Below are 26,250 nucleotides of genomic sequence, written 5' to 3' on the forward strand. Positions count from 1 at the left end.
CGAAAGCTTAACACTACAAATTCACCTTGCTCATGGTATCCACAGCCTTACTTATCAAAGTGTCTCCTTTAATTATTTCAAACGTTTCTCTATTTGCAGTATCATCATTTAAAACTCTTACTAATGTCTGGGCAACATCTGCTCTAGAAATTTCTCCTTTTTGATCTAGCTTATGAGAGAGTTTTATATGATTTGTGGCGCCATCATTAGTCAGTGAACCTGGTCTAACAATAGCATAATTAAGCTTTGAATTTTTTAAATATTTATCTGCATTATGTTTAGCTTCTAAATACTCTTTTAGATCTTCAGCTTTTTCTGGCTGGTCTGCTCCTAAAGAGCTGAGCATTACAAATTTCCTTATGTGATGCTTCATTGAAGCATCCATAAGTTTTTTAGCTCCTTCTTGATCTATTTCTTTTACGTTTTTCCCGCCTGAACCAGCAGCAAATATTACCTTATCCATGTTCTTGCAAGTATCCTCTATATTTTCAGATAAATCTCCCATGATCCATTTCACGTTTTGAGCTTTAAATTGAGCATTTTGATCTTCCATACGAATCATTGCATGAGGCTCAAAATATTGAGATTCACTTAATAAATTAATTATTTGTTTTCCCGTGGTGCCTGTTGCACCTGCTACTAATACTTTTTCCATATATTAATATACGGAAACAAAAAGAACACAACTCTTATGAAAGCTTAATTAACCTTAGTTTAAGTTAGTATTAGCGAGAAATTAATCTTTAATTAAGCTCGATTTAACAGATTTTGTAAAAGCTGACTAGCCTTAGTAATATGAGCCCATCTTTAAAATGGAATGAAAATCACCCAAAATAAAAATGGTTGTACTTTTACAGGAGAATCTATAAATAATACAGTCGATTGAAAAGTCTCGATTACTATCTGGAAAGAGCAGGAATCATCTCTAATTTTACTTTAGAATTACCTATAAATGCCTACGATTTTGCTAGCAGATTAGGTAACGCTAGCAGATATAGTACCATAGGCTTCTTCTCTGATTTTGAAGACGTTTTTTCATCAGATTATCGCACTTTAGTTAAAGGGTTGGTAACAGATAGGCAGTTTAAAATAAAACACCAGGCTAGACTATTAGACTTTTGTAAACATACGGCTATAGCTACCGGTCATATACAACCGACAAACTATGGGATAAAAGTTTCTGTAAAAATGAACTCCTTTAAAATCATCCTTTTTATCTACATGATAATAGCAACGGCTTACTTTATTATCGCGGCTTTAAGCGTTCTTATCGGCTTAATTTATGGAGATGTAATGTCAATAATATTTCTTCCTTTTTTATTCCTATTTGTCACCATAACTATAATTTTACCATATTTATTATTGTGCAATAGCACGAGAACTATGCAAGCCTTTTTTAAAAAGCAATTTCAATACTTAAGTCAATAAAACATATATGCATCTTAAACCGCTCACTTCTTTGCGTTTTCTTTTTGCTTTAATGGTATTTGTATCGCACCTAGATTTCTTAAAAACAAGTTCAACAAGCTGGTTGCGGTCTATTTATAAAGATGTTTTATCACATGGTTATATAGGAGTGAGTTTCTTTTTTATATTAAGTGGTTTTATATTGACTCATGTATATGAATCAAAATTAAACGGAACTAAAAATAAAAAAAAGAACTTCTTTATAGCTAGGCTAGCTAGAATTTACCCATTACATGTAGCGACTTTTATCATTGCAATTCCTCTGATGTTTTGGGGACAGGAAATTAATGGTAAAGGACTGCTTTTAGGACTTTCTAATATTTCACTTACACAAAGCTACTTACCTATTAAGGAGCTGTATTTTTCTTTTAACGGACCATCATGGAGTATTTGCTGCGAGGTCTTTTTCTATTTATGTTTTCCTTTTTTGCTGAGCTTATTCAAAAGATTAGAAAAGGGTAAGTATTATTTTACTGTTTTACTGGCTATTAGTATCATAATTCTCCCTCATTTTATACAAGAAAAATGGCATCACGGTCTCTTTTATATCCATCCGTTATTTAGGTTAGTTGATTTCATTTTAGGTATTATTCTATACGGCCTATTTAAAGAATTGAAATCAAAACAAGCTTTGGTGGATTTTACTAAGCTAGAATGCCTTGCTATTGCCATTTTTGTTCTGTTTTTTTCCTTGCGTAACTATGTTACAGAAACTAGTCTTTATAGCGTTTTCTACTGGATTCCTATGATGATGATTATCTTAGTATTTGCTTTTCAGAAAGGTAAAATTTCAAAGCTACTTAGTCACAAAACAGCTATCTGGTTAGGTGAAATCAGTTTTGGATTCTATATGCTTCACCATTTAATTATGCGTTTTTTCTTATTAGGTAATGGAAGGTATGAAGTGTTAAATAACGATTACATGATTATCGCCCTATTATTGACTACTTCTATAATTGCAGCAGGAATAAGTCATAAATTTTTTGAAGTACCTATGAATAAGTGGATACATAAAAAGTGGAATTAATCTATTGTGTTTTCAATTTTGCTTTCAAAACTTTTGAGGCTTGAGTGTAACCGCCATTATCACCATCTAGAAAATGAATGTGATAATCGTCAATAGCAGTTACAAAACAAGAAAGAATACTACTCGTACTGCTGTAATAACCATATGTGATTAAACCTTGTTTTTCTATTTCATTTAGATAAGTCAGTAACACCTCTCTTTGCTGGACTTTTCCAGTAATAACTGTGTTAATGGCGCCATCGAGTAGCAAAGTCTCTGTTAGTTGAATCATGTCGTTAAGGTAATTTCTACCGGTAGCAGTATTCTTAACAAACCAGCTGCCTATAAACGAACGCCACCAATTAGCTGCAAATTTTTGCCCAGTTACTTTTTTAAATTTCATTTTAACTTCGGCTTTGATCCGGCTAAAACTATGAACCATTTTTAATCTTTTAGCAGTAACGGGATGTCTATTCACATCACTACCATAAACATCCTCTATTTTTTCAAGTACCTGACTGTATACTTTAGATTGGTCAGCTACTTTATTAGCAGCTATTATAAGAGTTAATATCTCGTTTTGGTTTCTAGGCGGTTTTATCTTATCCCATTTACATTCCATTCCGTTTAAATCCAGGTTGTATTCTAGACCTTTTATCTCTTCTTCTTTTGAAGATGATTTTATGGAACGTTCTGCCATTTGCAAGGCATCACCTAAAATAATAGGCATCACATGCAAATCATTACGTTTGTATTTTAAAATTCTTAAACTAGCGCCTTCTTCTATCATAGCGCCTACTTTACGATAACCTACTCTAAGAAAGAAATTAAAAGATATAGAACATCGTTCTTGATGCAGCTGTAAAGCAAAAAGACAATCTGGTAAAATATCATCTGGAACAATGATTGTCGCCCCATCACCACCAAAAAAAAACGGGATTTCGATTCCTTTACTTCTTGAAATATTGAGGCAGGCTACAATACTTCCTGTTGCTGCTAGATTCACTAACTGCTGTTGACCATCTTTAACCGCTTGTGTAGAATTCTCAACGTCTGTTACTATAATATTCCACGATGTTGGAACATTTGTAAACGCTTCTTCATCTGCCATTAATTCATGTAAACTACCATGATGCAGCAATAATTTAGAATAAAAGGAGGTTTGGTTGACATTCATATTCAAACTTACATTTTTCAAAACGCGTCAATCACAAGGATTTGCCAAATATTTTTATGGTTCAAAGCTAACAAATTGTTTAAAAAACATAGATCCTATAACCATTTCTTAATGTCAGACGCTGTAAGAAGTAGTATTTTTGCAAAAAATCTCCCCTGATTATGAAAAATATATGGTTAACTATTGTTGTTGTTCTCGCTTTCGCGAAAGCGGAATCGCAAGTAGTCATCAACGAGTTAGACGCAGATACTCCTAGTACTAACGATAAACAATTTGTAGAACTTAAGTCTGATACACCTTTTTATTCTTTAAACGGATTTGTGCTAGTGTTTTTTAATGGCTCCTCAAATGTTAATAGTGGTATGGGAAGAAGTTATTATGCGGTTGATCTGGACGGATTAACTACAGATAATAATGGACTAATTGTTTTAGGAAGTTCTCTTGTATCTCCTGTTCCAGATTTTTACCTAGCAGAAAGTAATATACAATTAGGTGCAGATGCTGTTGCTGTTTACAGAGGTGATGATACAGACTGGCCGGACAGAACGTTTGCCACACAAACAGATCTTGTCAGCGCTTTAATTTATGATACAGATGATCCAGATAATGCCGCATTAATGTCATTGCTAGGCATTACCGTTCAATACAACGAGGACGAAAACAATAATAAAACAACTGAGTCCATACAAAGAAAAGCAGATGGAACTTATGAGACTAAAGCTCCTACTCCACACTCTTTTAATGATGCTACCGTAACTACATACAATGGCGTTAGTTTTACAGCTAGCAAAAACGAACTTACTGAGCCAGATACATTTGACATCACTTTTACATTAACTCAAACTCCTACAGTAGATTTTACATTAGGTTTTAGTTTAAACAATGGCAGTTTTGATAATACAGATTACACAGGTAACAATTCATTTACTATTCCAGCAGGACAGACTAGCACTACTTTATCGTTTACCATTGTAGATGATGCAATTGATGAAGGTGATGAAACCTTAGAAATAGATCTGGATAACAACTTACCAGTAGGTTTTAAACGACTAAAAGACAATGAAGAAATTTTTGTGATAGATAATGATTTTGTAGTAGCAAATTATGGAACACCACTAGCGCCTACTTATGGAAATGTGGCGAGTACAGCGCCAGCAAACTATTACAGTTCCTTAAATAACCTGTCTTCTCCACAATTAGAGCAAGCTATTACAGATCTAATTTCTGAAGAATTCACTGTGCGCATACACACCTATGATGATGTAACTGAGATTTTAAAAAAGGCAGACGTTTCTCCTTTAAACTCTAATAACATCTGGTTAATGTACACCGAGCAAGAAAGAAGAATTATAGATTTTCAAACTGGTAGCACTAATACTGGAAAATGGAATAGAGAACACATATGGTCGCGTTCTAGAGGTAGATTTTCTTCTATTGAATACGACGAAACAAATGATGGAATGTCTGTATGGACAGAAACAAATGCAGACAGCTTGCGCCATGGCAATAGCGATGCACACCATTTAAGAGCTACAGATGGTCCAGAAAACAGTTCTAGAGGAAATCAAAATTATCCTGAATACAATGGTCCAACAGGTTCACAAGGAAGCTGGCATGGCGATGTTGCTAGAGCTCTTTTTTACATGGATTTGCGATTTAACAACCTTAATATTGTTAATGGTACACCAGGAACTTCACCAGAAGGACAAATAGGTGATCTAGCTACCTTGATACAATGGCACAGAAACGATCCACCAGATGATTTTGAAATGAATAGAAACAATGTGATCTACACCTGGCAAATCAATAGAAATCCCTTCATCGATAATCCAGATCTAGCAGAGTATATTTACGGAAATCTAGTAGGACAAAACTTTACTTTATCAGAAAGTACAGAAGAACTTTCTAAAATTATTTTAAGTCCTAATCCATCTAAAGATATACTGAAGATTCAAAACATCAGTAATCCAATTGATATAATAATTTATGACACTTTTGGAAGAAAAACGCTTTCGCGAAAGCTAACACAAAATACAAACCTTACTCATAATCTAGCTTCTGGAATGTATCTGGTTCATTTAAAAGAAGGTGATTTTACTAAAGTAGAAAAACTGATTGTAAAATAATTTCAAAATAATATTTTTTCAAAAACCCATCTTAATAATCTTGAGATGGGTTTTATTTTGAATAAATTCTAATCCCCAATTTTAAATTTTCTTAAGTTTTTGAACAAAATAATTTTCACTAAATAATCCAATTAACATATCCATTTAAGCATGTAGAGTTGATCAATAATTACCTCTAAAACAAACGATCACTCTTTATAGAAATTTATAAATATTGTCAATTAATATTAGACATAAAGTTCTATAAGGCACAAATATTGATTACTATTATATTATAAAAAAACCATCCTACTTTTATGTGCGTGCATTATGGGATATACTGCTACAGCACAAACTGCAAATGATTCTGAAGATCGATTTGCAAAAAATGAAATCTCTTCAAACATTCTAGACCTCGTAATTGCCCGTTCATTAAATGTTACTTACGAGCGATTTTTTGATAATAATATTAGTATCACTGGTAGCGCTACTTTCTTTGACACCTATGGATATTATGATGCTGGATATTTAGAAGATACTAATGCATTTTCTTTTAGAGCAACTGCAAACTTTTATATAAGCAAAAGACGTCAATTTGAAGGGCTATTTTTTTTACCCATTATTAAAAATTCGCAGTAGTGAAGTAACAAGCGATTATGATATTTTCATTATAAACAGCCAAGGTGACTTTATACAAACAGACCGCCGCAAGTATGATATAAGCGGCTTTTCAGCCGGTGTTGAATTAGGTAATAAATGGGTAATTCAAGATAAATTTACCGTTACTGTTTTTGGTGAAGCAGCAAGAAATTTAGGTGGCAACCTAGAAGATGAAAATGCAGATCTAGGAAATGTAGAACCACGTTTAGGTATTAATTTTGGATACCGTTTTTAAGAATAAAAGAAATAGATATACAGCAGAGAAACATAAAAAATCCGATTTCAAAGAATGAAATCGGATTTTTACTTTTTATAAAACTTCTATAGGTTTAGTCCCACTTAGAACCAAAAAATTTAGAACGGTTTCCTTTTTTTCCTCCTGAACTATCTGAAGAACCAGAGTTTTCTCTTTTAGGCTTAGAATCACGGTTCTTAAAACTGCTTCCACCACTTGAACGTGAATCATCACCAGATCTAGAACTGCGACCTTTAAAACCACCGCCAGAGCTAGAGCTATCATCACGACGTCTTCCTTTAAATCCGCCGCCACTAGAATTTGAATCTCTACGACCTTTGAAACCTCCACTACTACCGCGGCCACCATCACGTCCACCGCCACGACTATTTCTTGATTCTCTTACTTCACCGTCATGAACATTTGCTCTTAGTTCGCGACCATTACGCTCTGCACTATTCAGCTTATCCATTTGAGAAGCTACTTCTTCTTTTACATCCATAAAAGAATGAGCACCATCTAATACTATACGTCCTATATCGTTACCTTTAATACCAGTAACGTCACAAACAAAACCTAATAAGGCTCCTTTATTCATATCATCCTTGCGACCTAGGTTGATAAAGTAGGTTTTCATACCTTCTTCTCTACCTCTCGATCTAGGCTTTCTCTCGCGATATTCACCACTATCTTCACGTGGTTTAGAGCGGTCATTAAGATCTGTAATAGAATTACGTTTATAAATCTTATTAAATTCTTGACTTAAAAATTTACCTATCAATTCATCTTTAGAAACATCTTCAAGACTAGTTTTCACCTCTTCAAAAAGCTCGTCTGTAATTTTATTATTTACTTCGAGACCTTTAATTCCTTCTGTCCATCTAGAAATACGTTTTGCGGTAATCGCTTCAAGAGCAGGAATTTCTCCTCTTTCAAAACTTATAGAGAGTTTTTTCTCCATAAATTTTAATTTACGCATATCGCCTTTGGTGATCAGTGCAATAGATGCTCCTTTTTTACCTGCGCGAGCAGTACGGCCCGAACGGTGCGCATAAAACTCAGGATCGTCTGGCAATGCAAAGTGAATTACATGAGTAATATCATCTACATCTATACCTCTTGCTGCTACATCTGTAGCGATAAGTAGTTTTAGGTTTTTATTTCTAAAACGTTTCATTGCGGCATCGCGTTGTGCCTGCGACATGTCTCCATGAAGTGCTTCAGTCGAATAACCATTATTATTTAGCTCATCTGCAACATTTTGAGTATCTCTTTTTGTACGACAAAATACCACACCGAACATGTCTTGATCAAAATCAAGCATTCTTCTTAAAGCCTCTGTTTTATCACGAGCCTTAAGTTGAACGTATTGGTGCGTAATATTTGTGTTAACAATATCTTCTCTATTAATGCGTACCTCTTCTGGATTTACCATGTAAGTGTCCACAATCTTTTTGATTTCTCTTGCCATAGTAGCAGAGAATAACCAGATGTTGCGACCTACGTCTGTTTTAGAAAGAATAAAATCAATGTCTTCACGGAAACCCATGTTCAACATCTCATCTGCTTCATCAAGAATCAAGAATTTTAATGCGTCTAGTTTAACCTCGCGACGTTTCATTAAATCCATAAGACGTCCAGGAGTAGCTACAATAACTTGAGCGCCACGTCTGATGTCTTTGATCTGTCCCATGATATTTGCACCTCCAAAAACAGGTACGACATTAAGTCTTCCCATTTTTTGAGACATCGCTTCTATCTGACGACAAATTTGTTGTGCTAGTTCACGCGTTGGGGCTAGAATTAATGCCTGCGTTTCTTTTGAGCTGGTATCCATTAGTTCTAGTAATGGTATTCCGAATGCTGCGGTTTTCCCTGTACCAGTCTGCGCCAGACCTATAAAATCTCCATCGTGCTTTAGCAAGATTGGAATTGCTTGCTGTTGAATCTCTGTTGGATTCTCAAATCCCATTTCAGCAAGGCCGTCTAATAACGGCTGAGTAAGCCCTAAGGCTTCAAAATTTTTCAAATAACTGTGTTTAATTATTTTGCAAAAATACAATTAATATATGAGAATTAATGTAGATCAAATAGCATTGATAAATTCCATACAATAAAGAGATTCACATCATAATTTGAAAAGGTAAATTAGTTTTTACCTATTTGATAAACAAATACTTGACATAATTTCTAAACATCCCATGAACCACTTGCACAAAAGACTTTGCTACAAGGTTGCTTGTTGCACAAGAACTTTTTTAAGAATTTACACATCTTAATGCACAAATTGAACAAATTCTTCTACAGATTTCCTTTCTGGTAAGTTTACTGGCATAGCTTTTTCATAAGTTCCTATATAAAAGAATCCTAAAAAGTCTTCTCCTTCAGCTACTTCAATACTTGCAAACTTTGTCATATCTGCAAATGCCTTAGGTGAACTCCAGTAGCAGCCATATCCTAAATCATGCGTTGTAAGCCACATATTTTGAACGCTCATACTAACCGCAGCTATTTCTTCCCATTCTGGGATGGATTCTTTTTCATCTCTTGATTTAAAAATAAGAATCATAGCACTGGTCATAGCCAGCTTATCTTGTAGTTTTTTAAGTTTAATAGAAACAGGCTTGCCCGTTTGCTCTACATAATGATCACACATAAAAACACCCAGCTGTTTTATAGCATCACCTTGAAGCACTTTATATCGCCATGGCTCTGTTTTTCTATGATTAGGTGCCCATCTAGCGCTTTCTAATATTTTCAACAAATCTTCATTTGGAATGTTGCCACCTGTATATTGCGCAGGGAAAACACTACGTCGCGTCTGGATCAATTGTTCTAATGTCTTTTTCATGATTTAAAGATAGTTGTTGTTCCGCTTTCGCGAAAGCGGAATACATAAAAGCTACTTCAACCTATTATAAAAAAGCATTACACGGAATTATACAAGTGCCAAACAAAGTAGTTATTTTCAAAAAGGTAAATGAAGAAACGTTTTTTAAGTAATGAACAGCACCTATGTTCTTGCAATTCTAAACTGTTCCAAAATGGTAATTGTTCTAATTGATTTATTGAATCCATTAGCTCTATAAAAACCTAGGCTTCATTCACCAACTATTTAACTGAAAAGGTTTTAAACTTTGGAAAGACGTATAAATAACTTCAACTTCCTTAAATTTAGATTCTAAATTTAACTTATGCTTACAAAAGTTTACGGAAGTGCCGTTTTTGGTGTGGAGGCTACCACTATTACTGTAGAGGTGAATGCAGATAAAGGAATAGGTTACCACCTGGTAGGTCTTCCTGATAAGGCGATTAGTGAGAGTTCTTATCGCATCACCGCAGCTCTTAAAAACGTAGGCTATAGAATGCCTGGGAAAAAATTAATTCTCAACCTTTCTCCAGCAGATCTTAGAAAAGAAGGTAGTGCTTATGACCTGCCGTTAGCCTTAGGTATATTAAATGCCTCTGGTCAGATCAAAACCGATTTATTCAAAGAGTACATCATCATGGGAGAACTATCTCTAGATGGGCAACTACAACCTATAAAAGGAGCTTTACCCATAGCGATTAAAGCAAGAGAAGAAGGATACAAAGGTTTTATTTTACCTAAACAAAATGCAAGAGAAGCAGCCATTGTAGATAATTTAAATGTGTACGGAGTAGATAACATTCTAGAAGTAATAGAATTTTTTAATGAAGGAAAAGAGTTAGCACGCACTATTGTTGACACTAGAGATGAATTTTTTCAAGCGCTAGAACATCCAGAATTTGACTTTGCCGATGTAAAAGGACAAGAATCCATTAAAAGATGTATGGAAATTGCCGCTGCAGGTGGCCATAATATCATTTTAATCGGTCCTCCAGGAGCGGGAAAAACGATGCTGGCAAAAAGGTTACCATCCATCTTACCACCGATGACCTTGCATGAAGCTTTAGAGACGACAAAAATACATAGTGTTGCTGGCCGTACTCAAGAAAAAGCGGGGTTAATGGCACAGCGCCCTTTTAGAAGTCCGCATCATACTATTTCTGATGTTGCTCTCGTCGGCGGTGGTGCTTATCCTCAACCAGGTGAAATCTCTTTAAGTCATAATGGCGTTTTATTTCTGGACGAGTTGCCGGAATTTAAACGTACTGTACTTGAAGTAATGCGACAACCACTGGAAGATCGCGAGGTGACCATATCTAGAGCAAAATTTACCGTTACCTATCCTTCCAGTTTTATGCTAGTTGCTAGTATGAATCCTAGTCCTGGTGGTTATTTCAATGACCCTAATGCACCAGTTCAAAGCAGTCCGGCAGAAATGCAGCGCTATCTAGGTAAAATTTCTGGACCACTACTAGACCGTATTGACATACACATTGAAGTAACACCTGTACCTTTTGAAAAATTAACAGAAGAACGTCTGGCAGAAAAATCTACTATCATCAGAGAACGAGTTACTGCAGCAAGAGATATTCAGACCGCTCGCTTTGTGGACAGTGAGAATACGCACTACAATGCACAAATGAGCGTTAAGGATATTAGAAAACATTGTATTCTAGACGACGCGAGTAAAGACATGCTTAAAAATGCGATGGAAAGATTAAACCTTAGTGCAAGAGCTTATGACCGTATTTTAAAAGTTTCTCGCACCATTGCAGACCTAGAAGGCGTGGAACAATTGAACGGATCGCACATTGCAGAGGCTATTCAATATAGAAGTCTAGATCGGGAAGGCTGGCTAGGATAACGGTAAAAAGTCTATTATATTGCTACCTAATTATATTTCACAATAAATCATTGTGGACTTTTTATGTAAATAATTACTATTGTCAAATAAAATAAATCTTTTAACTATATCAATGAAACCTACTGTACTTGCTTTAACAGATTTAAGAGAATCATTTCAAAATGATGCAGATATTCTATCTTCTATTTTAGATATGTTTCTAATAGAAGTACCGCAGGATTACCTTATTCTCAAAAATTGTATTGAAAACAAGGATTTTAAAGCGGCACGTCTACAAGCCCATAAAGTAAAATCTAGTTATAAAACCTTAGGTATTGACGATATGGCAAGTATTCTTCAAGAAATTGAAGATTGTACTAGAACAGAAACCGATCTCAACACGATTCCAGAATTGTTGTCAAAGTTTAATGAGAAATATGAGCATATAAATGCGCAAGTACTTTACACTAGAGAACAACTTTAAGCTTCTATAAAATCCTTATACTCGACAAAAAAAGATTCCATCTTATCCATATTTTTATGGAAAAAATCATAAACCGCAGGCCAGTCGGTTTGTTTCTGTATTTTAACTCTTTCGAGCATTATAAAAACACGAGAAATCATTTTCCCAGACTCTAATAAATAGTTTTCCTCAAAAATAATCTCATCGCTTACCTCTTCTAACATTATGTTTTTAAGGCTTACCAGTTTATCATAATAGTAGGCTCTAAAAACATCATCTTCGTGATTGATATCTATAGAAACAAGAGCCCTGCGATCTTCAAATGAAAACTTAAGAACAATATCTTTAAGTTTTGTATCATACAACATCCATTTGCGATCATATCGTTTACCGAACATGGTCCAAAATTGTTGACGTATTTGTTTTGCTTCTTCTTTAGAATACATTTTACAAAATTAATGTTTTAAACATCTGCTTAATAATAAATGGTCTTTAAAGTATTGATAACAGCATATAATCTTTGCTTGATTCATACTTAGAACCCACCGCTTATTTTTACCTTTGTATTATGTTTAAAAATGATACTATTGTTGCACTCGCAACTCCAGCTGGTAGTGGTGCCATCGCTGTGATACGACTTTCTGGATCTGAGGCTCATAAAATTGCCGCAGGTATTTTTATTCCCGCTTTCGCGAAAGCGGAATTACAACCATCTTCTGAAACCTATGCAAAACTAGGTGCTAACACGGTTACCTTAGGACACATATATGATGGTGATCGCATAATAGATGAAGTATTACTCACTAAATTTGATGCACCTAGATCCTATACTGGTGAGCATGTAGTAGAAATATCCTGCCACGGTTCTATTTATATTCAGCAAGAAGTTATTGCCGTTTGCTTGAAAAAAGGGGCGCGAATGGCACAAGCAGGAGAATTTACCCTTCAAGCATTTTTAAACGCAAAAATGGATCTTTCACAAGCAGAAGCTGTAGCAGACCTGATTGCAAGTGAAAGTGAAACGGCACATCAAATTGCTATACAACAAATGCGCGGTGGTTTTTCTAGTGAGTTGAAAGACTTAAGGTCACAATTACTCAATTTTGCTAGTTTAATAGAATTAGAATTGGACTTCAGTGAAGAAGATGTGGCTTTTGCAAATCGCGACGATTTAAAAAAATTACTGAACGCGAGTCAACAAACCTTGAGAAAATTGATCGATTCTTTTGCTTTAGGAAATGTATTAAAAACAGGTATTCCTGTTGCTATTGTAGGTGAACCTAACGTAGGGAAATCTACTCTACTAAATGCCTTATTAAATGAAGAAAAAGCTATTGTAAGCGATATTGCTGGTACTACTCGTGATTCTATAGAAGATGAAATTAATATAGAAGGAATACGTTTTAGATTTATCGATACCGCTGGATTAAGAGAAACGACAGATACTATTGAAGGAATGGGAATCCAGCGTTCTTATGCAAAAGCAGAACAATCTAAACTGGTTCTTTATCTACTAGATGCTACACAATTAAATACGGCGCCTCGCATTATCCATTGTTTAATGCGCATACAAATCATGCGAGAGAAATTTCCAGATAAACCATTAGTAGTCATTTTAAATAAAATAGATCAAATTACTGGATTAGAACATGCTGAAATCACCAAACAAATTACACAGAAATCTCCAGAAACTATTTTGATTTCTCTCAGCGCAAAATCTCATACAGGTGTAGAAGAATTAAAAACAGCGTTAGTACATAGCTTTAATAGCGGTGCACTTTCTCAAGATGAATCTATTGTGAGTAATGCTAGACATTTTGATGCTTTACAAAAGGCTTATAGCTCTTTATTAGAGGTTCAAGAAGGTATTGAAAACGATATTACAAGTGAATTTCTCGCCATAGATATACGTGCCACAGTAGAGTCATTAGGCATTATAACTGGAGAGATTACTAACGATGAGTTACTTGGCAATATCTTTAGTCAGTTCTGCATCGGGAAGTAACCTCTACAAAACAGATTTGAGCTGCCAAACAGTCTATAAGCATTCAAAAAACGCAAACCATGCGCTTTAATTAGTTCAAATAGAGCAATTTAAATTTATGTTTGTAAAGATTTTCATTTTGCAGTAAATGTAGATACAGTAGCGGCAAAATTTAATTTTAATGTGGTAGGCTTTGTAAATAACGGTCACACTCAAAACAATGTTTTATTAGAAAACCGCAACAACTTTATTCCAATCAATAGAACTGTTTTAAGTCAGGAAACCGTTAAGCGTTAAGGCTAAAACAAATTTAATATTATTGAAACAGTCTTAAAAAAAAGTATTACCACAACCCAACCTTTTGGAAATTGAAAATTTGAGTTTACGGAATTAAGGGAAGGAAATTAATTACGTTTAAAAACCAAAGAACTTTAGAATAACTCAATACCCTTATTAAAAATCAATAAGGAGAAAGTTTTAAGATGTTGGCAATAGTTATAGCCATGCTCTTTATTTTATATTGCATTTATAAACCTGTATTTCAACTACTTACTAACTCAACTACTTTCGTTTCTTATGTCCACAAATACCCATTAAACCAGTTGAATGGTCCCAATTTCTTCACTATTTAAATGATTATTTCAATATGATTATGATACTCGCTGAAAACCATCTATTTTATATAAATCAATACAAGTTAAACGAGTACAAATATTTTCTTTAAACGTTTCATCACTCATAAAACGATCGCTTATATAAGTTATAGATATGGTTACCATATGAAAATGATCTTTTTTCACTATAGCATTAAGACTTTTAAAAACCGATTGTATTTAAATTAATTAAACAATCTCAGAACTAAACTCTGATCCAAAATGAAAGGGTTGTCATTCCCTTGTTGAGCCTTTACTTTAACGTTTCTATCAATTTCATCTTGATCAACTGGATCTTGAATATGCCATAGAATTAATGTGTTTTTCATTGAATTGAAAAAATTATCATTAGCATAAGCAGCATACGTGTTTACGTTAGTGTTATTGTATATTGTGTAGAAGTAAAATACTGCTCTTGCTATATCTCCCTTTTTGCTTTCTCTAGGTTCAAAAGAACATTGTTGACTTGCGTCTAATAATGGAAAAATAGCATCGTTATCTTTTTCACTATAATCATCAATATTAGTAGAAGGAATTGAATTTAGCTCCGTATTCAAAACGTACCATGAATCAGCATCGGCATCATCAATTTCGCCAAATGGGCAATTATTTCTTGATGAATTAACGTTGTCCTTAGCAGGAAATAGGCTGTGCATGTCAGACCTATTAGGTTCTTCGTTTGCTCCCATACTTTGAGGGTATGCATGCTCTGCGTTAATGCCTAGATTAAAAGCGTGAATTGAAGCATCAGGATCAGTTGAGTAATCCATAATAATTGTAAAATCAGTATAAATTCCTTTTAATTCCAAGTTTATTGGGTTCATATCGATTGAACCATACATAACATCTCTTGCCGTAGCATACCCTAAAGTCCCAGCAGGTGTATAATTAGATTGCAAACAACTTAATAACCCTGCGTATGTAGTTTCAGTAGTACAGATTGTTGCGGTATTCACATTAACAATAGCATGCCACACTATACCATCAAAAATATTTAAAACATTTTTATCTAAATTATAAATTATTAATCCTTTAGAAAGAGTACTTACGTTTACAGCATCTCTTTCTAAAGTTGTCATCCTTGCAAGTAAAAAACCACCTTCAATACCAGAAATTTCAAGAGCAGCAGATGGATCAGGTGTCATCGTATTAACACCGACTTGTGCGACAGAAATAAAAGAGCAAAATAGAAACGTAATGATTAGAAAAAACTTCATATACTATTTACTAGACCTTTAGAATTATTGTTATTATCTAAATTCCAACCTCCAGAAATAGTTCGTTCAATTGATCCATTAATTGTTGTGCTATTTGATTCTTGTACACCAACGTCTATACTTAAAACACCGTTTGCAATTCCGTTGGCTGCCGTAAATGTCCCCCCATAACTAATGAATTCTACAAGACCTGAAGGATCACTTAATGCAATTCCATCGGGAGCACCATTTTGCAACACTACATCCCAAGTGTAATAACAATAAGAACCATCACAGGTTTGAGTGAAATTATCTAAGGTTTCAGTTTCATAACCAGTTCTTTCAGTAGCACTACCATTGTAAAGAGTAACTGTATATTGAGATAAATCTGATGGTTGACTTGTTACATCGCCACTTATCCTGATCTCAACAAACTCATTTACATCAATACCAACGTTTTCATAATGAAATTCATTAATACGACTCACGGGAGTTGTAATCACGGCCCCTTTCCAAGCAGATAAGACTTCTATTCCGTTTAACGCTCCAGTACGTGCAATTGGAGTTACACCAAAGGAAATGTATTTGGTTAATTCATTGTTTGTAAGTGTATAATTTAAGGATGTTGCTCCCACTATCGGACTGCTATTCGTTCCTATATTATCATCAGCAATAAACCATTGAAATTGCGATGTATCTTCAGAATCAAACTCATCATCTTCAAAATCATAATCCCCAGTTAAAGTACTAGACTCATTTAAGACACCAGTAAAATTAACATTTACTGCTCTAGGTACTGTATTCGTTGTGGGACAATAAATATCCTCCCATGCAGTACCATTGTAAACTTGTAAACATTGATCTGTACCATCAATTAAATAAATCATTAAGCCAGTTGCTGGATTTATAATATTATCTCGTTGTGATGCATCCATTCTAGGAATTAAAAGTCCTCCCTTTGTAGAAGTGATGTCTAATATTGCAGACTGGTCTGGTGTGCTAGTACCGATGCCTACTTGGGCGTTTATAGCCAAAGTTCCTATAAAATAAAATAAAAACCACCATCTCATATTCTAACCAATTTACAATATCAAATACATCAAAGTTTTACAATGAAAAGTTTTAATAATTTGGACTTTAAAAAGCCATTTTCTTTATCCTTTAGAACCTTATTTGTAATTCGTATTTACCAGATTCTGAATGTGAAAGTTAATTACTATTTGTATTGGGAAATAATCCTATACGAATGGAATCATTTTTAAGAACTACCAATTGAGTTAACATGGTTAATCAGGCACATTACTCATAAAGTATTTCAGAAATAGTTTATAGAATACTTTATTTTTATAAGAGGTTGATCCAGAAAATCTGATTTTCTTTAGTTTTTCGATCTGAAAGAAGATAACAAGAAAAAGTAAAAAACTAAGCGTGATTACGAAAAACAGGTGGTTTGCTAACATTTGAAAAATAAATTGTAATGATAAATGTACTCATTATGAATCAAATCAAGTCAATAAACAGTACAAACAAACCTTTTATCGATAATTTAATCAAAAGATGCTAAAAACGCTAGCCTTTTAACTTGATTTAACGGTGGTAAAAATCAGACTAAAATTTAAACCAAGTTATTAGAAAAGGATCGATTTACTTAATTTTCTAGATTTAAATAGAACAAAATAAGTTTACATCTATCATCCTTTGAAAATTAAAAATTAATAATTGTAAATAAACCCTTTCAACTATAAGAATCACGATCAAGTAGCAGATCTAGATATAGATTTTTCTTCCCATAATAACAGACTCTTTTCCCATAGCATGATAATGCTAAACAACGAATTATAATTTTAATATAAATACCTGTGTTTTAAAAGACCTACTTAAAGATAACTACTATATTTATTAGAATAATCTGCATAAAGCTTGATCACTATGTTCTACCCTACTGTTGTATTAAAAACCTTCAACAGCTTCTTGATTTAGGATCAGATGTATTTACACTCGTATAAATATAGTAAAGCACTAACCTGCAACATAAAAGATCACTGTATCATGAATCAAAACACTTAACCGAACACTCTTTAGATAGCATAGTTAGGTTAAAATCATTTATCTAGTAGTGTTTTAAGGAGCGTTTTTAATGAATAGAAAGTATTTCTTTAGGTAATTTCAAAGTTAAGGCTGTACCATCTTCTTCATTAGTAAGAAATGATAAGGTACCATTGTGAATCTCAGCAATCATTTTTGAAATGTACGTACCTAAACCTGTACCTCTTTCTTTACCAGAAGTCGTGTATTTATCAAAAAAAGAGTCTCTTATTTGTTCTGGGATCACGCCCTTATTACTAATCTTCACAGTAAATAAAGCGTCTGTTTCTATCTCTATTTTAATAGTTTCTTGATGTGGTGATGCTTCTAACGCATTGCGTAATAGGTTCTGAAACAAGTGCTGTAAATAAAACTCATCACCTTTCATTATAATTTTATCTGTTCCAGGATCACACTCTTTTTCTTCATGAAATAAACTAAAACTCGCTTCCTTTTCTTCAATCAATTCTTTTAAATCACTGGTTTCATTTGCAATGAGTCCAATTAAATCAAATGAAGAAATCTCGGGAATATATTTACCGCGTTCCATCATTGCAAAATCTTTTGCAGACGTTAAAAGTTTGATTGTATCCTTACCGATGTTTTTCAACATACGCACCCATTTTGTTTGATCAGGATTCAGTTCTGACTTTGATAAAATACTTGCTATAGAAACCATAGAACTCAACCTATTTCTCATATCATGTTCTGCCAGTCTATTTGCGATATCTTGAGTTTCAATCTTATTTTCTAAGATATCAATGGTCGTTTTTAAACGCTGTATGGTTAAGTTAAGTTCTAGCGCTTTTACCACTAAGGTCATTTTCTTCTTTACCTTAGTATCTTCATCATATAAAAAAGCTGCATTTGTAATTATCTCAAATTGCTGTTTATTTTTATCTTGCACGGTCCATCTTCCTTGAAGTTCACTTTGTTTCTCAAAAAAATCATCATGTAATTTATTAAGAACTCCTGTATATTCATCTGGGACTACAGTGGTAAAGAGCTTGCCTATTAGCTCCTCTTTGGTATAACCATATGTATCGCAATATGTGGTATTTACATCTGTAAAATAGCCATCTATATCTGTTATACAAATACCTATAGGCATTTGTTCAAAGATCTCATAGGACAGCTCATTATTTTTTTCAAAACTGCTCTTAATCATCGCAAGTTTCTTTTCTGTATCTTTCTGAAAGGAGTCCATGAGTTTTATTTTCTACAAATATACTACTGGTAATAATTGAGTAAATGGAAAAATGGGGCTTTACCTATTAAAATCAAATGTTTATAATGAAATAAATTAGAACTACTTATAAAAACAAACCCAACAAAGAATCACTTTATTGGGTTGAAGATGGTAATAATTCCGCTTTCGCGAAAGCGAAACAATTATCCTACTCTTTTACATCTTTCATCAATTCGATAATGGAACGTTCTAATTGTTGATCTATACCTTGATCAATCTTACCAGGCATATTTTTTACTTGAATCATAGGTTCTGTTTGATTATTTTCCATCCATTTTCCATTAATATCCTTTGCACTTATAGGAACAACGCCCCAATACGATCCATCTGGAAGTCCTTCCCAACCTGCAAAACTACAGGTTCCAGGCGTAGGCATTCCCACGGTTTTACCTATCTTAAGATCTGTGTAACCACAAGCAAAACAGTGGCCATCGCTGTATTGCGCTTCATTGATCATGGCTAGCGTAGGCTTTACCCATCGCGATGTAGGCTCGCCACCTACTACTTTATCTTCTGTAGCATAGGTAATAAAAGGTGTTCCTGTAAAGAACATCGCAAGATCTGCAACTAGATCGCCACCACCATTATATCTAGTATCGATAATCATTCCTTTACGGTCGTAAAATTTACCCATCATCTTTTCATAAATATCACGATATGGCCCATCACCCATTCCAGGAATATGAACATAACCTAGCTGACCGTTACTTTTCTTAGAAACTTCTTCTTCATTTTGTTTTACCCATCTTTTGTATAACAAACCTCTTTCTTCTCCTAGACTAATCGGTTTTACCGTAATTATTTTGTTCTTATCAGTTGCTGGATCATTGATCTCTAGTAACGTAAATTGATCGTTCTTGCGATTAAGGTATGTAGCAATATCTCTATTTGCGCTTATGGTATCGCCATCTATTTTTAAAATTACCATTCCAGCTTTGATATTAAAACCTGCTTTGTCTAGCGGCCCATCTTTAATCACTTCTGTGATTTTAATACCGTCAGTTTTATGATTGTAGTCCATAAAAACACCTAAAGAAGCCGTAGCGTCTGCATTGCTCATGTTAATATCTGCGCCACCAGCACCGGCATGAGAGACATTTAATTCTCCTAGCATTTCAGAGAGCAGCTCTGTAAACTCATGACTATTTCCTAAATAAGGTAAGTGTTTACCATATTCTTTTTTCATTAAATCCCAGTCTATTCCATGAAAATCTGGATGATAAAAAATAGCATTGGTACGTATCCATACATGATCAAACATTGCTTCACGTTCTGCCACGGCATCGTATTCCATCTCTCCAGATATCTTTACTCCTTCTTTTTTATTTTTATCCAGATCTATTTTTGAAATGCTACCACTACTTAAAAGAAATAAGTTTTTCATTTCTTTATCCCATTGCAAACTACCAGAGGAAGCGTTAAGTTCTATCGCCATTTTTGTTTCCTTAGTTCTCAAATCTGTTTCCCAAAGATTCAGCTTATCTTCAAACCTAGTGAGGTAATATAATTTACTACCGTCTTTATTAAGAATGGCATCACTTAGACTAGAAGAATGAATCGTAAAACGTTTGGTACGATCTTTCATTTCATCCCAATCAAATTTTAGGTCTAATGAATCTTTCTTAGTCTCCTTATCGTCTTTTTTCTTCTTTTTCTTTTTGTCTTTTTCCTCAGCTTTCTTTTTTGCTGCTTCTTCTAGTTTTTTAATCTCTTTTTGCAAGGCATATTCTTCTTTACTCAAATTAAATTCATCCCAAGCATCTTGAGTAAAAAACATAGAATACACATCACTTTGAGAAGAACCACTTGTAGCATAAGATTTTAATCCATCACGATTAGAGAACCAGATCATTTGCTTTCCTCCATTTACCCATTGTGGGCTAAAATCATAATAACCACTTTCATTTAAATTCACTTTCTTAGAACCATCAGCAGCTAGTAAAAGTACTTCACTATTATTTAAGGATAAACCCCAATCCATGAGTAACCATTTACTGTCTGGGCTCCAAGTAAAATTCTTATCTCCATCGCTCATGTGGAACAAATCTTTAGGAGTCATTAAAGTCACTTCTTCACCAGATTTCACGTCTTTTACCTTCAAGGTTCGTCTATCTTCAATAAAAGCCATTTTTTTACCATCTGGAGAATATTTTACCAGATAGTTCTCTTTATCGTTTTCTAAAACTGGTGTTTCTTTAATTAAGGTAGAAGCAAAAAAGAACGGTTCTTCATCCCTTATTTTTTCTGTTTTATAAACACTCCATTTACCATTGCGTTCACTGCTATAGACTACCGATTCACCTTCTGGACCCCAGGTTACAAAGCGTTCTGCTTCTGGAGTATTGGTAATTCTTTTTGTGAACGATTCCTCTACAGAGGTAACAAATACCTCACCACGAGCGATAAAAGCAATTTCCTTACCATTAGGAGAAACTTCCATTTCTCTAACACCGCCGTTTATAGAAATGAATTTATCGTTATTACTTATGGCTTGTGTGGTAATATTTACTTCAAGTTTTTTAGGCTCTTGACCTTCCTTCATGGTATATAATTTACCATCATAACTAAAACAAATCGTTCCATTTCCAACACTTAAAAAACGTACAGGATGTAGTTTAAAAGAGGTTAATTGAGTAAAATCGGTACCACTTAAATTGGTTTTATGTACATTAAAAGAACCACTCTTCTCACTCAAGTAATAAAATGACTTTTCATCATTAGATAAAACCGGCATTCTATCCTCACCAGGATAAGTGGTGATCATTTTATGCGTATTTGTAGCCGTGTCATAACTCCATATATCTCTGGTAATGCTCGATTCATGATGTTTGCGCCATATGTTTTCACCACCTTTTTTATCGTGATAAAGGATAGTTTTTCCATCCTTACTTACATTAAGAAACTCGGCCGGAATAGTAAATAATTGATCTACACGACCACCTAAAACGGGAACCGTATATACTTCTGGTTGTGAGCCTGTAGGAAACTGTCTATGATTTACGGCATCCATACGTTGCGCACCGAATAATACTGAAGCATCATCATGAGAAAAACTAAAAGGCTGTTCGTCTGCAGAATGAAAGGTAAGTCGCGTTGCAGCGCCGCCTTTTGCATCCATCACATACACATCAAAATTGCCATAACGGTTAGACGCAAACGCAATCTGTTTTCCATCTTTACTCCATACTGCTTGATAATCATGTGCTTCATGAAAGGTCAATTGCTGTGCATCGCCACCTTGTGCGGGGACTTTATACAAATCGCCTTTATAAGTAAAAACAATTTCTGTCCCGTCTGGCGAGATCGTATTGTGACGCAACCATCCTGCATCCTGTTGTGCTTGAAGACTTATAGCTGACAAAAGCAACGTCCAAAGGAATAAAATTTTCATAAATTGGTTTTAGTTATCTAATCAATAGACAGCTACAAGTTACAATAGTTACAGGTAAAATTGCTTTTTCAATAAAAAAGTTAATTGTTTTTCTCGCTTTCGCGAAAGCAAAATGCTCCAAATAATTCTAATTCAATAAATTATTAGATTTTTTAATTCTAAAAGCTTGTTCTAAACCTAGATAATTAGGATCGCCATGTTTTTCTGACCAGAAACCATCTAACACGTCTTTAGAAATACATTTATAAACAACAACGCCTTTAAAAACCTGATGTTCTTCATTTTTATAATTAAAGTTGATCACTAGAATATTATCCTTGAAAAAGCCCGTTCCTTTTTGAACCTGATCGCCGCTTATATTCCATAAAGCGACAATTCTTTGATGCGCATCGACAGAAAGTTCTAACGTGCCATCATAAGTACTTTTAAAAGCATCTTGATTTTGACCTTTAATTGTGTATTTTCCTATCAGATCGTTCACCTTCATTAGAGTTCCTTTTGCACAAATGTACTACCTAGAATTGTGAAGTATAGAACAATTACCTTTGCAGGATTATCATATGATCATGGCAAAGCAAGGAAAAGAAAAAAACACCAGAAATAAAAGTAAGCACACAGAACTTATTGAGCGTATTAAAAACAAAAAACGCGTTAAAAAAGAAACTCGTGCAGAGCGTTTAAAAGCGATCACAAAAGCTGCTCAAGAAGCTGCAAAAAAAGCCAATGAGTAACTTTAAGTATGGTAATAATGAGCGGTGTTTAATGGCAGGATTTTAACAGTAAAAACTGCTGTGTTTTCTAGTTTTGTTACCGTTACATATTACTAAATTAAAACTAGATGTCCTTCAAATTCTTTTTTATTCTTATCATTTCTATGCTGTTCCTGACCAGTTGCTCTGTAAAGAAATATAAGAATCTAGATTACCTGGCGCCGCAGGTAAAAGAAGCGCCTGCTCCTACTCTCAACATATTTGCAAAACGTAAAAAAGCAAATACTTTGCAACCGGTATTGATTTTTGTTTATGGTGGCAATTGGAATAGTGGTAAAAAAGAAACTTATAATTATGTAGGTCGCAACTTTGCCCGTCATGACGTGATTCTAGTAATGCCTGATTATACTAAAAGTCCGAAAGCTAACTATGAGGACATGACAAAACAAATAGCGCAATCCATCAAATGGACCAAAGAAAATATTGAAGCCTACGGTGGCGATCCTAACCAGATTTTTATTACTGGTCACAGTGCAGGAGCACATCTAGGAGCGCTAGCTGTAATGAATCCTTCATATAAAGTAGACATAAATACCGTAAAAGGTATCCTATTGAATGATGCTGCTGGACTAGACATGTATTCTTACTTATTAGAGAACCAACCTACCGCACAAGACGATTATATCGCCACCTGGACAGAACATCCAGAAAACTGGAAAGCAGCATCGCCTTATTATTTCATCGATAAGGACACGCCAAAAATGAAAATATACACTGGTACTAAATCCTATCGATCCATTATTAATGGAAATGAACGTTTTGTAAAAAAACTCAATGAGTATCAACCTGATGTCTCTATGGAATACCTAGAGAAAAAACACGCCGCAATGGTTGTTCAATTATTTTTCCCTTGGAATAAAAGGATTGATGAGATGGTACAATTCATGAAAAAGTGATAGAGTACCATTCTTTATTCTAGAAATTTGGTGTGTTGTTCTCGCTTTCGCGAAAGCGTAAGTAAAACACCCCAAAACAAACCTATCCTACTAGGTAGGAAAAAAGGCAGTGTTTTGGGGAATGGTGAAGATAAGAGATAAAAGACAGAAGTAAAAGCAAAACACAAAATTAAGAGGCCTTGAAATGGTACTTAAAAACAAGGTCCCAACTTAAAAAAGAGCTGCTTACAAATTCAAATAACGTTTAGGATTATATCGGGCAATCTGGTCAAATTCTGCTTCTGTCAATCCAGCTCTCATTTCTGCTAGAATTGCTTTATCGCTCTTGTGATTTCTTACTACATAAAAATCAGATCCATACAGTACTTTTTTACCTAGTTTACGGTTGCTTAGTGTTTGTTTTAACAAAGGCAGTATTTCTGTATCATGAAGTATATAACTTATGTCTGCATAGACATGATCATACTGTAAAATCATGCTACAAATAATGCTGTACCAGTCTACATATTTCCATATAAAAGCGGTTTTTCCTGGACTAGGTTCCTGATCTCTATTAAGAAAGAAATCAATTCCTTTATCTGGTTGTAAGAGCAGTTGTGAGGTGTAATTATCTCGATCGCTTTCTAAGAATTTATTCCATTGATCTTTCCCTCCAAAATGTGCAAAACACAATTTTAACTGGCTTAAATCTCCTCTAAAACTACCGTCTGGTTCATGAAAAATCTGTTGAAGCTTTGTAGCTTGTTCTTTATCTACATCCAGCAAGCATTGATGCAGCACTTTATGCAATAGATCAGGATCTAAAAGACATAAATAGTTCAATGGATGTGTAAAATTGTTACAAAAGTCTCGATTCTTGACTTCGTTAAGATGTAAAGGCTGTTCTTCTGGTTCTATGAAACAAGAATCGATATCGAGTGTTTTTATATCTTTCTCTTTACTGGCAGCGCGTTTCTCATTATTCATTTTTCCTTCTGTAAAAATAGGATGCTGATCCCATGCTGCTTTTTTAGTACCTCTATAAAAAATGGTTCCTTTTATGCAGTGCGTCATGATAGGAATATCCTGTTGCACGCAATATTTCCATAAAGGCAATAAACAGGCATCAAAAGGATAATATCCTAGTGCAGGATAGATTTTAATACCACTAAACTTGTGCTGTTCTATGTACTCGTACAAAAGGCATTTTTTATCTAAAATGACTTCTCCAGTTTCTGGATCTACTTGATAATCAAAATAAGCTGGATCTTTCATGCGCTCTGGATGTGCAAATACAAATGGATGAAAGGTGTTTTTATCCTGACTTCTATTTTTAATATACCGCAATCCATTCATTTGCGCCTGCATCGCGATCTTTTTATCTGCTCCTGTAGATCTATCAGTACTGTTGATGGTAACGTAATCTTTAAGATACATGTCGTACATTTTCTTTAAAGATCCTGCTCGCATGTATTGCATATCCATGGGCAAGGCTACAAAATGCGTATCTATAGGATATTGTTTTTTTAATCGGTCATAAATAAGGTATTGTTTCTTGTATCTAGAAAACAGTCCTATCTGTAAATAGCGGTAAAATAAATCTGTAAAATTTTTACCAGGCAACACCTTGAACTGTTTTAATAAAACAATCACCAGATTTCTAATAGATTTAAAAAAGAAGAGGACAACAAATGTATAAAGTAAGATGTAGCCAAAGTTCAATTCTGTAAAGAATAAACCGGTTTCTTTAAGCCATTTCAATGTATTAAGAGCTACTTCTCTTATACCATTGTAGGTGGTATCAAGATCAAAAAACAACAGTGAAACATAATAAACCAGTGAGGTAAAGAGATATATTTCTGTAATAAATTTTAAAACACCTAACAATCGTGTTCTCTTAAAGAAAATCTCAATCTTGTACCAAAATCGCAACCAAGCTTTATAGCGATTGGTATAAAAAATAGGTTTGATTTTACTTTGATATATCTTTAAAAACCAAATGACAACACGCAGTGATAAAAGATAATAGAAAGGCCACGGCACATAGCTTTTTGCTAGATAAGGCGGCACATAATCACTCGTAAAAACATGAGTATGACAGTTAACAATAGGTGGTTTTTCTTCTAGCATGATGGTGCGTTACATACAATAATGCTCCTACCGTGTCAGAAACGGTAGCAGCCCTTATTTTTATTGGAAGTTATTTGAATAATTGGGTTGTA

At 34.2% G+C, this 26,250-nt stretch carries 21 protein-coding genes; 10 read left to right on the top strand and 11 right to left on the bottom strand.

Features of this window, described 5'->3' with window-relative positions; genetic code table 11:
• Positions 1-13: 13 nt before the first annotated feature.
• Positions 14-655, bottom strand: a complete 642-nt coding sequence (locus ACTF54_RS06135; RefSeq protein ID WP_438968952.1) for an SDR family oxidoreductase — start codon at positions 653-655, stop codon at positions 14-16.
• A gap of 227 nt (positions 656-882) precedes the next feature.
• On the opposite strand from ACTF54_RS06135, the gene ACTF54_RS06140 reads away from it, so the two are divergent.
• Positions 883-1,428 carry a hypothetical protein gene (locus tag ACTF54_RS06140; protein WP_438968953.1) on the top strand — a complete coding sequence of 182 codons (546 nt, stop codon included), beginning with the start codon at positions 883-885 and terminating at the stop codon, positions 1,426-1,428.
• Positions 1,429-1,435: 7 nt separating this feature from the next.
• On the top strand, positions 1,436-2,494 hold the full coding sequence (locus ACTF54_RS06145) for an acyltransferase family protein (protein ID WP_438968954.1): 1,059 nt from the start codon (positions 1,436-1,438) through the stop codon (positions 2,492-2,494).
• A gap of 1 nt (position 2,495) precedes the next feature.
• On the opposite strand, the gene ACTF54_RS06150 is transcribed toward ACTF54_RS06145, so the two are convergent.
• Entirely contained in the window at positions 2,496-3,650 is a 1,155-nt protein-coding gene (locus tag ACTF54_RS06150; RefSeq protein ID WP_347197122.1) for a DUF3095 family protein, read from the bottom strand.
• Positions 3,651-3,811: 161 nt separating this feature from the next.
• Here ACTF54_RS06150 and ACTF54_RS06155 point away from each other — a divergent pair, with 161 nt between their 5' ends.
• The 3 genes from ACTF54_RS06155 (at position 3,812) to ACTF54_RS06165 (ending at position 6,650) form a co-directional block, all read left to right on the top strand.
• Positions 3,812-5,776 carry an endonuclease gene (locus ACTF54_RS06155; RefSeq protein WP_347197121.1) on the top strand — a complete coding sequence of 655 codons (1,965 nt, stop codon included), beginning with the start codon at positions 3,812-3,814 and terminating at the stop codon, positions 5,774-5,776.
• A gap of 309 nt (positions 5,777-6,085) precedes the next feature.
• Positions 6,086-6,394 (top strand): hypothetical protein, encoded by a 309-nt coding sequence (locus ACTF54_RS06160; protein ID WP_438968955.1) that lies wholly within the window; start codon positions 6,086-6,088, stop codon positions 6,392-6,394.
• On the top strand, positions 6,351-6,650 hold the full coding sequence (locus tag ACTF54_RS06165; RefSeq protein ID WP_347197119.1) for a hypothetical protein: 300 nt from the start codon (positions 6,351-6,353) through the stop codon (positions 6,648-6,650). Before ACTF54_RS06160 ends, ACTF54_RS06165 begins: the two co-directional genes overlap by 44 nt.
• Before the next feature lie 94 nt (positions 6,651-6,744).
• On the opposite strand, the gene ACTF54_RS06170 is transcribed toward ACTF54_RS06165, so the two are convergent.
• Positions 6,745-8,679, bottom strand: a complete 1,935-nt coding sequence (locus tag ACTF54_RS06170) for a DEAD/DEAH box helicase (protein WP_438968956.1) — start codon at positions 8,677-8,679, stop codon at positions 6,745-6,747.
• Between the two features lie 246 nt (positions 8,680-8,925).
• Positions 8,926-9,501, bottom strand: a complete 576-nt coding sequence (locus ACTF54_RS06175; protein ID WP_347197117.1) for a nitroreductase family protein — start codon at positions 9,499-9,501, stop codon at positions 8,926-8,928.
• A gap of 343 nt (positions 9,502-9,844) precedes the next feature.
• On the opposite strand from ACTF54_RS06175, the gene ACTF54_RS06180 reads away from it, so the two are divergent.
• Complete coding sequence (locus ACTF54_RS06180; protein WP_347197116.1) at positions 9,845-11,383, top strand: YifB family Mg chelatase-like AAA ATPase; 1,539 nt, start codon at positions 9,845-9,847, stop codon at positions 11,381-11,383.
• A gap of 112 nt (positions 11,384-11,495) precedes the next feature.
• Entirely contained in the window at positions 11,496-11,846 is a 351-nt protein-coding gene (locus tag ACTF54_RS06185) for an Hpt domain-containing protein (RefSeq protein ID WP_347197115.1), read from the top strand.
• On the opposite strand, the gene ACTF54_RS06190 is transcribed toward ACTF54_RS06185, so the two are convergent.
• A complete protein-coding gene (locus ACTF54_RS06190) occupies positions 11,843-12,271 on the bottom strand; it encodes a DUF4268 domain-containing protein (protein ID WP_438968957.1) in 429 nt (142 codons plus the stop codon). The two genes, ACTF54_RS06185 and ACTF54_RS06190, sit on opposite strands and share 4 nt — an antisense overlap.
• Before the next feature lie 122 nt (positions 12,272-12,393).
• Here ACTF54_RS06190 and mnmE point away from each other — a divergent pair, with 122 nt between their 5' ends.
• Positions 12,394-13,830 carry a tRNA uridine-5-carboxymethylaminomethyl(34) synthesis GTPase MnmE gene (gene mnmE, locus ACTF54_RS06195; protein ID WP_438968958.1) on the top strand — a complete coding sequence of 479 codons (1,437 nt, stop codon included), beginning with the start codon at positions 12,394-12,396 and terminating at the stop codon, positions 13,828-13,830.
• 817 nt (positions 13,831-14,647) lie between these two features.
• Here mnmE and ACTF54_RS06200 read toward each other — a convergent pair.
• The 5 genes from ACTF54_RS06200 to ACTF54_RS06220 all read right to left on the bottom strand — a co-directional run bounded on the left by ACTF54_RS06200 (position 14,648) and on the right by ACTF54_RS06220 (position 22,870).
• A complete protein-coding gene (locus tag ACTF54_RS06200; RefSeq protein ID WP_438968959.1) occupies positions 14,648-15,679 on the bottom strand; it encodes an endonuclease in 1,032 nt (343 codons plus the stop codon).
• Positions 15,676-16,728, bottom strand: coding sequence for a hypothetical protein (locus ACTF54_RS06205; RefSeq protein ID WP_347196320.1), 1,053 nt, complete (start codon positions 16,726-16,728; stop codon positions 15,676-15,678). Before ACTF54_RS06205 ends, ACTF54_RS06200 begins: the two co-directional genes overlap by 4 nt.
• A 1,064-nt stretch (positions 16,729-17,792) precedes the next feature.
• Complete coding sequence (locus tag ACTF54_RS06210; RefSeq protein WP_438968960.1) at positions 17,793-18,950, bottom strand: ATP-binding protein; 1,158 nt, start codon at positions 18,948-18,950, stop codon at positions 17,793-17,795.
• A 190-nt stretch (positions 18,951-19,140) separates the two neighbouring features.
• Positions 19,141-22,383: a S41 family peptidase gene (locus ACTF54_RS06215; RefSeq protein ID WP_438968961.1), complete on the bottom strand. Its 3,243-nt coding sequence runs from the start codon at positions 22,381-22,383 to the stop codon at positions 19,141-19,143.
• Positions 22,384-22,510: 127 nt separating this feature from the next.
• Positions 22,511-22,870, bottom strand: coding sequence for a hypothetical protein (locus ACTF54_RS06220; RefSeq protein ID WP_438968962.1), 360 nt, complete (start codon positions 22,868-22,870; stop codon positions 22,511-22,513).
• A 79-nt stretch (positions 22,871-22,949) separates the two neighbouring features.
• Here ACTF54_RS06220 and ACTF54_RS06225 point away from each other — a divergent pair, with 79 nt between their 5' ends.
• Both ACTF54_RS06225 and ACTF54_RS06230 read left to right on the top strand, forming a co-directional pair.
• Positions 22,950-23,114, top strand: a complete 165-nt coding sequence (locus ACTF54_RS06225; RefSeq protein ID WP_438968963.1) for a hypothetical protein — start codon at positions 22,950-22,952, stop codon at positions 23,112-23,114.
• A gap of 107 nt (positions 23,115-23,221) precedes the next feature.
• Positions 23,222-24,049 carry an alpha/beta hydrolase gene (locus ACTF54_RS06230; protein ID WP_438968964.1) on the top strand — a complete coding sequence of 276 codons (828 nt, stop codon included), beginning with the start codon at positions 23,222-23,224 and terminating at the stop codon, positions 24,047-24,049.
• A 225-nt stretch (positions 24,050-24,274) separates the two neighbouring features.
• Here the strand turns inward: ACTF54_RS06230 and ACTF54_RS06235 are convergent, their stop codons facing one another.
• The gene (locus ACTF54_RS06235) at positions 24,275-26,158 is read right to left on the bottom strand and encodes a hypothetical protein (RefSeq protein ID WP_438968965.1); all 1,884 of its coding nucleotides are present in this window, start codon (positions 26,156-26,158) and stop codon (positions 24,275-24,277) included.
• Between the last annotated feature and the right edge of the window lie 92 nt (positions 26,159-26,250).

This window comes from Nonlabens sp., assembly GCF_965657255.1.
GTDB lineage: Bacteria > Bacteroidota > Bacteroidia > Flavobacteriales > Flavobacteriaceae > Nonlabens.